The sequence below is a fragment of the Archangium sp. genome, from assembly GCF_036389735.1.
Classification (GTDB): Bacteria; Myxococcota; Myxococcia; order Myxococcales; family Myxococcaceae; genus Archangium.
Window position 1 is genome coordinate 1 of record NZ_DASVWK010001036.1, and the last position, 11,237, is coordinate 11,237.

The 11,237-nt window shown below is 70.0% G+C and carries 11 protein-coding genes; 6 read left to right on the forward strand and 5 right to left on the reverse strand.

All coding sequences use genetic code 11. The features are described 5' to 3' along the window. The first annotated feature begins 114 nt into the window (after window positions 1-114). Window positions 115-633 (forward strand): hypothetical protein, encoded by a 519-nt coding sequence (locus VF794_RS36995; protein WP_331117938.1) that lies wholly within the window; start codon window positions 115-117, stop codon window positions 631-633. Window positions 634-660: 27 nt separating this feature from the next. Here the strand turns inward: VF794_RS36995 and VF794_RS37000 are convergent, their stop codons facing one another. Further along, window positions 661-1,659: an NAD(P)H-binding protein gene (locus VF794_RS37000; protein ID WP_331117940.1), complete on the reverse strand. Its 999-nt coding sequence runs from the start codon at window positions 1,657-1,659 to the stop codon at window positions 661-663. Window positions 1,660-1,822: 163 nt separating this feature from the next. Between VF794_RS37000 and VF794_RS37005 the strand changes: the two genes are divergently transcribed. Beyond that, window positions 1,823-2,221: a hypothetical protein gene (locus VF794_RS37005; RefSeq protein WP_331117942.1), complete on the forward strand. Its 399-nt coding sequence runs from the start codon at window positions 1,823-1,825 to the stop codon at window positions 2,219-2,221. 62 nt (window positions 2,222-2,283) lie between these two features. On the opposite strand, the gene VF794_RS37010 is transcribed toward VF794_RS37005, so the two are convergent. Then, on the reverse strand, window positions 2,284-3,018 hold the full coding sequence (locus VF794_RS37010) for a hypothetical protein (protein ID WP_331117944.1): 735 nt from the start codon (window positions 3,016-3,018) through the stop codon (window positions 2,284-2,286). A 105-nt stretch (window positions 3,019-3,123) separates the two neighbouring features. Between VF794_RS37010 and VF794_RS37015 the strand changes: the two genes are divergently transcribed. The 4 genes from VF794_RS37015 (at window position 3,124) to VF794_RS37030 (ending at window position 7,279) form a co-directional block, all read left to right on the forward strand. Then, window positions 3,124-4,839 carry a dipeptidyl-peptidase 3 family protein gene (locus tag VF794_RS37015; RefSeq protein ID WP_331117946.1) on the forward strand — a complete coding sequence of 572 codons (1,716 nt, stop codon included), beginning with the start codon at window positions 3,124-3,126 and terminating at the stop codon, window positions 4,837-4,839. Window positions 4,840-4,912: 73 nt separating this feature from the next. Further along, on the forward strand, window positions 4,913-5,629 hold the full coding sequence (locus tag VF794_RS37020) for a fatty acid desaturase (protein WP_331117948.1): 717 nt from the start codon (window positions 4,913-4,915) through the stop codon (window positions 5,627-5,629). A 33-nt stretch (window positions 5,630-5,662) separates the two neighbouring features. Further along, on the forward strand, window positions 5,663-6,652 hold the full coding sequence (gene msrP, locus VF794_RS37025; protein WP_331117950.1) for a protein-methionine-sulfoxide reductase catalytic subunit MsrP: 990 nt from the start codon (window positions 5,663-5,665) through the stop codon (window positions 6,650-6,652). Window positions 6,653-6,655: 3 nt separating this feature from the next. Further along, entirely contained in the window at window positions 6,656-7,279 is a 624-nt protein-coding gene (locus VF794_RS37030) for a protein-methionine-sulfoxide reductase heme-binding subunit MsrQ (RefSeq protein WP_331117952.1), read from the forward strand. An 8-nt stretch (window positions 7,280-7,287) separates the two neighbouring features. Here VF794_RS37030 and VF794_RS37035 read toward each other — a convergent pair whose 3' ends face one another. The 3 genes from VF794_RS37035 to VF794_RS37045 all read right to left on the reverse strand — a co-directional run. Then, on the reverse strand, window positions 7,288-7,905 hold the full coding sequence (locus VF794_RS37035) for a response regulator (RefSeq protein ID WP_331117954.1): 618 nt from the start codon (window positions 7,903-7,905) through the stop codon (window positions 7,288-7,290). Window positions 7,906-8,095: 190 nt separating this feature from the next. Further along, window positions 8,096-9,352, reverse strand: a complete 1,257-nt coding sequence (locus tag VF794_RS37040) for a hypothetical protein (RefSeq protein WP_331117956.1) — start codon at window positions 9,350-9,352, stop codon at window positions 8,096-8,098. Beyond that, window positions 9,349-11,237: TonB-dependent receptor (locus VF794_RS37045; RefSeq protein WP_331117958.1), on the reverse strand; the 1,889-nt coding region annotated here is incomplete at its 5' end. The genes VF794_RS37045 and VF794_RS37040, both read right to left, overlap by 4 nt.

Genomic DNA, 11,237 nt, shown 5'->3' on the forward strand with positions numbered 1-11,237 from the left:
GTGTAGGGTGACATTGCGAGCGCGTTGAAGAAGTTCAGGCGCTCGTCGCATTCATGGGACAGAACACACGGGCGCACCTTGCTCTTCGGGGGGTGCACCGCCACATCTGGGCCCATGCATCCCAGTGGCTCCTTCTCCTTCGACGACTCCACCTGGCCGCTGCTGGTCGTGCGGCTCACCGGCGAGCCTTCCCTCAAGACCTTCGAGGAGTTCCTCTCCAGGTCCACTCAATATTTGCAGCGCCAGGAGCGGCACGTCTGCATCTTCGACGTGAGCGAGCTCCACCTCCTGTCGACCGAGCAGCGGCAGCGGCAGGTGGAGTGGCTCAAGACGAACGAGGTGCTGATGCGCCAGGCGCTGCTCGGCATCGCGTACGTCATCACCTCGCCCATCGTCCGACTGACGATGGGCGTCATCTTCCACTTCAAGTCGCCCCCCGCCCCCTACACCATCGTTTCCCACCCGAGCGAGGCGGGCACCTGGGCGGCCATGCGTCTCGAGGAGGCGCGACTCCGCGCACCCGCCGAGCACGTCCGGCGCGAGTACAGGCCGCTGGTAGAAGTACAGGCAGGACTCATTTCCGGGCGAGGCGTGCCGGGCACCGCCGGGGCCGCGCTGCCTCCTCATCGGTGAAGGCACTCCCCGGGGGAGTGCTCGGGGTCATCTCGTCGCCGACCGGTTGAGGTGCGAGCCCAGTCGCTCCACCCAGTGCTCCTCGCGCGCGGCGAATCCGCGCGGGTGGGCCGCATCCGCCTCCTCGGCCTCCAACGTGCGCCGCGCCGCCTCGTCGAAGGGAAGGCGCGGCGGGTGGTGGGTCAGCTCGAAGTAGCGCTCGTCGCGTGGCAGCAGGTCCTGCGTCATCCCCGCCACCAGCTCGCGCGCCACCCCGTAATCCGCGCTCGTCACCAGCCTCAACCACAGCGAGGACAGGTGCGGTGTCAGCACCGGCAGTTGCACCATGAGGATGCGCAGTCCTCGCAGCGCCGCGATGCGCTCCAGGATCTGCTTTCCACTCAGTGGCTCCGGGCCTGGGATGTCGAACCACTCGCCGTGCTCGAGGGGCACCTCCAGGGCGTCCGTCAGTGCCCACACCACGTCCTCCAGCGCGATGGGGCTGGTGAGCGAGCGCATCCACGAGGGCAGCACCATCGCGGGCAGGCGCAGCGCCAGGTCCCGGCAGATGCGCCACGAGATGCTGCCCGGGCCGACAATCATCGATGCGCGCAGCTCCACCGTGGGCACCGGCCCGGCGCGCAGGATTTCGCCCACCGCGAGCCGGCTCGCCAGGTGGTGTGAGGGCGTGCCCCGGGGCGCCACGCCGCCGAGGTACACGATGCGCTTGAGTCCCGCTCGTGCCGCCTCGTGCGCGAAGGCCTCCGCGCTGCGGTGCTCGCGCTCACTGTAGTCCTCGCCCCGGTCCCCCATGCTGTGGACGAGGTAGTACGCCGCGTCCATGCCCTCCAGCGCGGGGCCGAGGGTCTCCGGGCGGAGCAGATCGGCCTCCACCCACTCCGCGCCTCCATTCCGAGGAGCCCGACCGAGGTGGCGGGTGGTGGCTCGCACCTCCAGGCCCCGGGCGAGCAGAGCGGGGCGCAGGGCTCGACCGATGAAGCCCGTGGCTCCCGTCACCAGCACCTTGTGCACCGCGTCGTCAGGCATCTTGAGTCACAGGTGTGCACGGTCCGCTCTCGTGGCTCGGGGACGCCGGGTGACGGGCGGTGGAGCCCCACCTCCGCTCCCTCGCCTGGTGCTCCGGTCTTGCGCCTTCCTTGGCGTGCTTGCCAGAGTCCGGCCGAACCCGTCAGCTCGTGGAGTCCCCTCGGTGAAAGTCGTTCATTCTCCGCTGCACGCCCGTCACGATGGTGGCAAGGAACTGCATCGCGGCGAGCTGGTGCCGTGCTTCGAGATGCCGGTACGCGCCGACTACACACTGCCGTGCGGCACGGGCTGGAAGGAATACAGCGCCGCGCTGGAGGCCGCGCTGGATGTCGTCGGCGGTTTCTCCCCCGAGGCCCTGGTGGTGTCGCTCGGCGTGGATACCTACGAGGGCGATCCGATCAGCGCCTTCAAGCTCGCCACCCAGCACTCCCCGCTGATGGGACGGCGTCTGGCCGAGCTGAGGCTGCCCACGGTGTTCGTGCAGGAAGGCGGCTACGCGGTGGAGGAGATCGGCACCAACGTCGCCGGAGTGCTGGAGGGGTTCTCCCGAGGGGGCGCCTGATGCGCTTTCTTCAGCTGAGTGCGACGACCCGGGCCCAAGACCTCATGTGTCCGTGGCGACCCTCAGGGCTTCGCGGGCTCTCCGTACTTCGCCAGCAGGGGCTCGCGCTCGCGCTGGAGGTGCTTCTCGAGCGCGTCGAGTGAGTCCACCAGCGGTCCGAACCGGGTCGGGTCGCGGGTGATGCCACAGAAGGAGAAGCCCCCGCCATCGCCGAGCATCACGAACGAGGTCCAGCCGTGTCCGAGCGCCAGGGCACGCAGCTCCGCGTCGTTGCGGACGTGCTCAATGAGGAGGATGGTCTCGGCGTCCAGGTAGAAGGAGTACCGGGTGACCACGTTCTGGAGCTCGGTGCTGCCCTCCCGGACGACGTCGTTGACCCAGGTGCCCCAGCGCAGGGACGGATCGGCCCCCACCGGGGTGTTGGGTTGGACGTCACAGAACTCGCGGAAGGCTCCCGCCAGGAGCAGGGCGCGCCCCCGGTTGAAGCGGGCCTCGGCTGCTTCCGGGTGGAGCTGGGTGAAGGGCCGCAGGAGCAGGCCGAGTGCCCACTCAGTCTCCTCCAGGGCGATGAGGCGGAGCCTCTCGCGCTGCTGCTCCGCCTGCTGCTTCTCGTCGTTGCCGCGGGCGATGGCGACCGCCGACACGAGGCCACCCAGCACGGCGAAGACGAGCATGGCCCAGCCCCGAGGCGTGAGGTGGGCCAGGCCCTGCTTCGCATCATCGGTTGTTTTACCGAGGATGCCGATGATGGCCGCCGCCAGGGTCACGGCGGCGCCGAGGTATTCGAACACGGGCATGCGCCAGATCCTGTCAGTTCGCAGGCGCTCGGGGAATGAGCCCGATTTTTTGCACGAGCATATCGGGAGTGTGCTGCCCGGTTTCCTCCGGGTAAAAGGGCCACCATGACACGCCACCTCCTCTCCCTCGTCGGCGCCGCGATGCTCCTCGCGAGCCCCGCCCGGGCCGCCGAGACGCAGCCCTCCCGTATGCCCAATGTCTCCGAGCTCAAGCGCGCCACCGCCCGCTTCGCCCCCGTCGACATCCAGGTCGATGTCTCCAAGCTCCCCGAGAACGAGCGCCGCGCCCTCGCCAAGACCCTTCAGGCCGCGAAGCTCATGGACTCGCTCTTCCTGCGCCAGGTGTGGGCCGGCAACGAGACGCTCCTGCTCGACCTGCTCAAGGATGACTCCGCGCTCGGTCGCGAGCGGCTGCACGCCTTCATCCTCAACAAGGGCCCCTGGTCCCGGCTCGACCACAACGCGCCCTTCGTTCCGGGTGTCCCCGCCAAGCCGGCCGAGGGCAACTTCTACCCGGCCGGCGCCACCAAGGCCGACCTCGAGGCCTGGGTGAAGTCCCTCCCCGAGGCCCAGCAGCGCGAGGCCACCGGCTTCTTCACCACCTTGCGCCGCGACGCGGGCGGCAAGTTCGTCGCCGTCCCCTACAGCATCGAGTACCAGGGCGAGCTCGCCGAGGCCGCTCGGCTGCTGCGCGAGGCCTCGCGGCTCACCACCCAGCCCTCCCTCAAGGCGTTCCTCTCCACGCGCGCCGACGCCTTCCTCTCCAATGACTACTACCCGAGCGAGGTGGCCTGGATGGAGCTCGACGCCAGTGTCGAGCCCACCATCGGGCCCTACGAGGTCTACGAGGACGAGTGGTTCAACTACAAGGCCGCCTTCGAGGCCTTCATCGGCGTGCGCGACGACGTCGAGACGCAGAAGCTCGCGAAGTTCAGCGGCGAGCTCCAGGGCCTGGAGAACGCCCTCCCCATCGACCCGAAGCTGCGCAACCCCAAGCTGGGGGCGCTCGCGCCCATCCGCGTCATCAACAGCCTCTTCTCCTCGGGAGATGGCTACCGCGGCGTGCAGACCGCCGCCTTCAACCTCCCCAACGACGAGCGCGTGGCGGCCGAGAAGGGCACCAAGCGCGTGATGCTCAAGAACATCCAGGAGGCGAAGTTCAGCCGCGTGCTGGTGCCCATCACCCAGGTGGCGCTCGCCCCGAAGGACCGCAAGGACGTCTCCTTCGACGCCTTCTTCACCCACATCCTCATGCACGAGCTGATGCATGGGCTGGGGCCCCACAACATCACCATCGAGGGCAAGCAGACCACGGTGCGTCAGGCGCTCCAGGCCTCCTCCAGCGCCATCGAGGAGGCCAAGGCCGATGTCTCCGGCCTGTGGGCCCTCCAGCAGCTCGTGGACAAGGGCGTGCTCGGCAAGGAGTTGGAGCGCACCATGTACACCACGTTCCTGGCCTCCGCGTTCCGCTCCATCCGCTTCGGCATCAACGAGGCGCACGGCAAGGGCATCGCGCTCCAGCTCAACCACTTCCTCGATACCGGCGCGGTGGTGGTGAACAAGGACGGCACCTTCGCCGTGGTGCCGGGGAAGATCCGCGAGTCCGTCACCGCCCTGACCAGGCAGCTCATGGAACTCCAGGCCGCCGGCAACCGCGCCTCCGCCGAGTCGCTGCTCGCCAACCTGGGCGTGGTGCGCCCCGAGGTGAAGCGCGTCCTGGACAGGCTCAACAACGTCCCCGTGGACATCGCGCCGCGCTACGTCACCGCCGAGAAGCTCGCGGCCGACTTCGGCGGGGCTTCCGACACGGCGGCGAAGTAGGAGCGTCGTCCGCCTGCCCGCCGCGTGCGTTTTCCCATGCGCGGCGGGCGGGAGGTGATGAGAGGTGAGGGAGATGCGGAGCCACGGCGCACAAGGTCCCTGGGGTGTCCTCATCGCGCTGGTCGTCCTCGGCGCGTGGCTGGGCCATCTCGTCTGGTTGCTGGTGGGGGCCGAGCTGTCCTTCGCCTCGCCGCTCACGTACCTGCACATCGCCGTGCAGGCCTGGCTGTGCACCGGCCTCTTCATCACCGGCCATGACGCGATGCATGGGACGGTGGGCCGCCCGCGGTGGGTGAATCAGGCCGTGGGCACGGTCGCCTGCTTCCTCTTCGCCGGGCTCTCCTACCGGCGTCTGGTGGTCAACCACCACGCCCACCACACCGACCCCACCGGCCCGGACGACCCGGACTTCTCCACGCGCACCCAGTCCTTCTGGCCGTGGTTCGCCACCTTCATGCGGCGCTACACCACCTGGCCTCAAATCCTGGTCATGGCGGTCAAGTTCAACCTGTTGCTGCTCCTCGGGGTGGGGCAGTGGCGGATTCTCGCCTTCTGGGTGCTGCCCGCGGTGCTCGGCACGGTGCAGCTCTTCTACTTCGGCACCTTCGTGCCCCACCGGAGGCCGGACACTCCGGACATGGCCCCCCACCACGCGCGCTCCCTGCCGCGCAACCACCTGTGGGCCCTGCTCTCCTGTTTCTTCTTCGGCTACCACTGGGAGCACCACCAGTCGCCCTCCACCCCCTGGTGGCGGCTGTGGCGGATGCGGGACGAGCGCGCCCGGCTGTAACCAGAAATCCGCTTTCGGCGTTATGAAGGGACCATGCGCCAGAAGCCGCCCGAGCCCCCGAGCTCGGAAATCACGTCCGAGTCGCTGTACCTGCGCCGACGCGAGTTCCTCAAGAGCGCCGTCCTCTTTGGTGGTACCGCCACGGGAGTGGGCGGTGGCCTCCAGCTCCTCAGCGACAGGCCCACGGGAGGGGGCGCGAGCCTCCCGGTCGCTCCGGCGGCCCCCGGCGAGGCCCCCAAGAAGCGGGCCCGGGGTCCGTACGACACCGACGAGAAGCCCACGTCCTACGACGACGTCACCACCTACAACAACTTCTACGAGTTCGGCCTCGACAAGGGCGAGCCCGCGGAGAATGCCCACACGCTCAAGCCCCGGCCGTGGACGGTCGTCATCGACGGCGAGGTGCACAAGCCGCAGCGGGTGGACATGGACACGCTCCAGTCCTGGTTCCCGCTGGAGGATCGCATCTACCGCATGCGCTGCGTGGAGGCCTGGTCCATGGTGATTCCGTGGATGGGCTTCTCACTGGCGGGGCTGCTGCGGCGTGTGGAGCCCACGGGCAAGGCGAAGTACGTGGCATTCACCACCCTGAAGGACCCCGTGCAGATGCCCGGCCAGAAGTACCCCGTGCTGGAGTGGCCGTACATCGAGGGCCTGCGGCTGGACGAGGCCCTGCACCCGCTCACGATGCTCGCGGTGGGGCTCTACGGCCGCGTCCTGCCCAACCAGAACGGCGCGCCCCTGCGGCTGGTGGTGCCGTGGAAGTACGGCTTCAAGGGCATCAAATCCATCGTCCGCATCACCCTCACCGAGAAGCAGCCGCCCACCTCGTGGAACCGGTCCAACCCCGGCGAGTACGGCTTCTTCGCCAACGTGAACCCCGAGGTGGCCCACCCGCGCTGGAGCCAGGCCTCCGAGCGCCGCATCGGGGAGATCCGCCGCCGTCCCACGCTGCCCTTCAACGGCTACGCCGAGCAGGTGGCCAGCCTCTACGCGGGCATGGACCTGCGTAAGTCCTTCTGACTCATGGCCTCTCCTCCGTACCCCTGGCTCAAGCCGGCCGTCCTCGTGGGTGGCCTCTCCCCGCTGGCCCTCCTGGCGCTCGGGCTCCTGCAGGACACGCTCGGGGCCAACCCCATCGAGCGCGTGCTCAACCAGACGGGGATGCTCGCCCTCATCCTCCTGGTGGCCACGCTCACGTGTACGCCCCTGAAGGTGGTGGCCGGGTGGACGTGGCCCATGCGCGTGCGCAGGCTGTTGGGCCTGCTGGGCTTCACCTACGCCGTGCTGCACTTCCTCACGTACGTGGTGGTGGACCAGGGGATGGACTTCGCCATCATCCTCGAGGACATCGCCCAGCGGCCCTTCATCACCGTGGGCTTCCTGGCCCTGGTGCTGCTCGTGCCCCTGGCCGTCACCAGTACGAACCGCATGGTGCGCCGCCTGGGCTTCCCCGTCTGGCAGCGGCTGCACCGCCTCATCTACGTGGTGGCCACGCTCGGCGTGATGCACTTCATGTGGCGCGTGAAGAAGGACCTCACCGAGCCGCTCGTGTACGCGGCGGTGCTGGCGCTGCTCTTCGCCATCCGCATCGTCGAGGCGATCCGGAAGCGACGGGCCCGGGCGAGGCTGGCGGTCTCGGCCGCCTGACGCCCGCCTCAGCCCTTCTTCGGCATCGGGAGGATGGTGTCCACCAGCGTCATGAGCTGGGCGCAGCTGACCGGCTTGCGCACGAAGGCGTTGATGCCCGCCTTCTGGCCCTTGTTGCGGACCTCGGCCGCGTTGGCGTCGCCCGTCATCATCAGGATGGGAATCTTGCCCACCTTCGCGTTGCGGTTGGCGCGCACCGCGGCCGCGAAGTCCGCCCCGTTCATCCCGTCCATGTGGAAGTCGGTGAGGATGAGGTCCACCGTCTGCGTCTCCAGCACCGTGAGCGCCGCCTCGGCCGACTCGGCCTCGATGTACTCGAAGGAGCGCGCCATCAGGTAGATCTTCAGCAGCGTGCGGATGGAGCGGCTGTCATCCACCAGCAGCACGCGCTGCGGCTGCACCCCGGCCTCCGGACGCGCGAAGGCTCGCGTCGCCTCGGCGGTGGCGTGGGCCGCGAAGGCCTTGGCCGTGTCGGAGTTGAGAACGCCGAAGGGGCGCGTGGCGTCCGGGGGCGGTGTCTTGGCGGGAGCCGGGGAAGGTGTCCTGGCCGGAGCCGGGGGCGCCGTCCTGGCGGGAGCCGAGGAGGGCAGGGGACGTGCCGTCTCGGGGAGAGGGGAAGCAGACAACGACCGCGTCGGCTCCGTTGGAGCCGTCGTCGTCGTCGTACGCGGCGATGTCGTCGCCGCTGCTTCTGGCACAGCCGAGGCCGGCTTCATTGGAGAGTCTCCCTGCACTGTCCCCCCTCTGCGTACGACCGGAATACCCCTCTATGTTGGCCGACAGACAGCTTGAAGTCAAAGCGGCTCGGGGCGTGTTTCAAGGAACCTCCAGTACGAAGGATTGGCTCTCCACGGAGGGCAGGCCGCGTTCGGAGGCCAGGGCTGGAGCCAGCTCGTTGGGCAGGCGCCACGTCTGGCCGGTGAACTGGACGAGCGTGAGGGCGTAGCGCCCGCGAGGCACGGACTGGAGGGTCTCCGGGTTGCGCGGATTCCTCGCGTCCAGGGCCCTGGGCAGGACCAACACTCCGAGTGAAGCCACGGGCACGGGCTCCATGCGCGGGGTGCCGTCGGGCTTGCGGAGGGCATCCTGGAGCGCGGGGTCCGGCGCCAGCGCGGCGGCGAGCACCACCGCGTCGGGCAGCCCGTCGCTCGTCCCGTCCAGGTGGGGGTAGTCCACGCCCTGGGCGTCGAGCAGGCCGTTGCGGTCGAGGTCGTTCTCGTCGGCGAGCTGCTGCGCGCCGACGAGGCCCGGCCCGTCCGCCAGCTTGCGCAGCACCACGCGCGGCGAGAGGTCCAGGTGGTCCACCTTGCCGTCGCCGTTGGTGTCGTCGGGGGCGCCGTCGCCGTTGTCGTCCACGTAGCGCACGAGGAGGGCGGGAGAGCGCACGTCCACCACGCCCTCGCGCACCTGGAGGGGCCGCAGCTCCAGCCGCTTGGGGCCCGCCGCCGGGTCGAAGCGCGAGTCGCCCACCACCTGGAAGGCGGGCCGCTCGGGCACGGTGGCCGAGTCGCTGAAGCTCACGGTGACGCCGGTGGCGGCCTGGAGGGCACCGTCCGGGCCCTCGGCCACCTCCACCACGCGGGGGACGCGGGTGAGGGGGTCCACCGCGGCGCCCCCCACGTCCCCGGCGTTGGGCTCGCCGGTGATGCCGTACCAGGGGATGAAGTCCGAGCCATGGCAGGGCTGTGCGCCGGCGCGACACGTGTCCGTGTCGATGAAGCCGCGCAGCAGGTAGCGCCCCGGAGCCACCAGGCTGAAGGCGAAGGGGGCGGCGAAGGGGCCGGAGGACGCCGTCTCTCCCAGCGCGGGCCCGAAGAGCTTCTCCGCGGGGATGACGGTGAAGGTCAGCGGGCGGCCGGAGCCCTGGGGCGGGGGCGGGCGCTCGGCGTCGTAGAGCAGGACGATGGCGTTGCCGCGGGCGCGGCTCTGCACCACCACCTGGCCCTCGATGCGCGAGAGCCGCTGGTTCTGCCGGCGGTCCGCGGTGGGAATCACGGGCGGGGGCTCGCAGCCGGTGGCGAGCATGGACGCGAGGGCCAGGCCCACCAGGGCCTTCTGGCGGGAGGAACTCATGGGGTCACCGTGAGGAGGGCGAGCACGCGGCGCTCGACGCGATTGCCGAAGGGGTGCTGGGCGTGCGTGGGGCCCAGGTTCGAGCCCACCAGCGCCACCGACACCCGGTCCTTCACCGGCGAGTAGCCCACGCGGGCGTTGATGATGGTGTAGGAGGGCAGCGCGTTGGCGAGGGGCGCGATGCGGGTGGGGTCTTCCTGCGCGGGCTCGCGCTCCACCCAGGTGGTGTCGGACGTCCAGGCGGCGTCCACGCCCAGCTCCAGGTTGGCGCGCGTGCGGTAGGAGATGCCGCCGAACAGCTTGAGCTGGGGCGCCTGGCTACAGGGGCCGCACAGGCCGTCCACGCCGTCGGAGGACACCCGCTGCAAGGCCGCGCTCGCCTTGATGCCCAGGCCGTCCACCGGGGCCAGCGTCACGCCGGCCTCGGCGCCGCGCGCGGTGTAGACGGCCGCCTCGTTCTGGAAGATGGAGCGGCCCAGCAGGTAGGTGCCCGTGGCCGCGTCCCACGCCTCGCCGGCCGGCACCGGCTGCACGGCGGACAGGTGGATGAGGTCCCTCACCGTGTTCTGGTAGAGGGCCACGTCCCAGTCCATGCCGAGCGCGGGGGCCTCGCCGCGGTAGCCCAGCTCGAAGGCCAGCATGCGCTCCGCCTTGAGCGCCGTGTTGCCGACGGAGAGCGCGCTGGCGCCGTTGACGCCCGGAATGGGGACGCGGATGCCCATGTAGCTCTCCAGGAACGTGGGCTCGCGGAAGGCCGAGGCCGCGCTGGCGCGGAAGGCGTGTCCCTCGAGGGGCTGGTAGAGGGCGGACACGCGCGGCGAGTGGGCCAGGCCCGGCTTGCCCTTGTTCAGCAGGGGGTGCTGGTCCACGCGGTAGGAGGCCACCACGCGCAAGGGCCTGGCCAGGCGCCACTCGTCCTGGATGAAGGCGGCGGCGTGGAACTCCTCGTGCAGCGGGCCCAGGTAGCCCCAGCCCACGCGCTTGAGGCGGCCCTCCACGCCCAGGTTCACCTGGTGCTCACCCAGCAGCGCGAAGCCCTTGCTGAAGAGCACCTCGCCGTTGAAGACGTTGGAGGTGACGTGTGTGGCCAGCGAGCGCTGCCCGGTGGGCTCGTACTGAGGCCCCGTGTCCACATCGAGGTGGTTCCAGAAGGCCTTCACCTTCAGCGGCCCCAGCCCCGCGTCCGCCTTGACGAAGGCGCTCAGCCCGTCCAGGTAGTAGTTGCGCAGCAGCCCGAGCGGGTAGATTTCCGTGTAGTAGCGGTTGAGGCCGCCGGACAGGCCCAGCTCGGCGCCCGAGTCGAGCTGGTAGACGGTGGCCAGGCTGCCGCGCGCGCTGCGCAGACCCGCGTCCTTCTGGGGATCCGTCACCACGATGTCGGGCCGGTCGTCCGCGAAGTCGCGGCTCCACTTGTCCGCCTGCGAGTACGCCGCCGAGGCGCGGTAGCGCAGCCCCCCCGCGCCGCCGTGGCTCACGAAGCTGCCGCCCGCGGCGTTGCCGTTGCCGGCGAAGGCCTGGAAGCGCGCGCGCGGGCCGGTGCCCGGGGCGCGGGTGATGATGTTGACCACGCCCAGCATGGCGTTGGCGCCGTACAGCGCGCTGCCCGGGCCGCGGATGACCTCGATGCGCTCGATGTCGGCCAGCTCCACCGGCATGGACGACCAGAGCGTCATGCCGAGGAAGTCCTGGTACTCGGTGCGGCCGTCCACCAGCACCAGCACCTTGTTGGCCACGCGCTGGTTGAAGCCGCGCAGCGACAGGTTGGCGCTGCCCACGCCCAGCTCCATCACGTCCGCGCCCGGCACCCGGCGCAGCAACTGCACCAGGCTGGTGGCGCCCGACAGGCGGATGTCCTCGGCGGTGATGACGGTGGTGGCGTTGGGCG

Coding starts and splice junctions, on each gene's coding strand:
- VF794_RS37030 (WP_331117952.1), top strand. CDS start 6,656: ATGGCCTCTCCTCCGTACCCCTGGCTCAAGCCGGCCGTCCTCGTGGGT.
- VF794_RS36995 (WP_331117938.1), top strand. CDS start 115: ATGCATCCCAGTGGCTCCTTCTCCTTCGACGACTCCACCTGGCCGCTG.
- VF794_RS37015 (WP_331117946.1), top strand. CDS start 3,124: ATGACACGCCACCTCCTCTCCCTCGTCGGCGCCGCGATGCTCCTCGCG.
- VF794_RS37000 (WP_331117940.1), bottom strand. CDS start 1,659: ATGCCTGACGACGCGGTGCACAAGGTGCTGGTGACGGGAGCCACGGGC.
- msrP (WP_331117950.1), top strand. CDS start 5,663: ATGCGCCAGAAGCCGCCCGAGCCCCCGAGCTCGGAAATCACGTCCGAG.
- VF794_RS37020 (WP_331117948.1), top strand. CDS start 4,913: ATGCGGAGCCACGGCGCACAAGGTCCCTGGGGTGTCCTCATCGCGCTG.
- VF794_RS37010 (WP_331117944.1), bottom strand. CDS start 3,018: ATGCCCGTGTTCGAATACCTCGGCGCCGCCGTGACCCTGGCGGCGGCC.
- VF794_RS37040 (WP_331117956.1), bottom strand. CDS start 9,352: ATGAGTTCCTCCCGCCAGAAGGCCCTGGTGGGCCTGGCCCTCGCGTCC.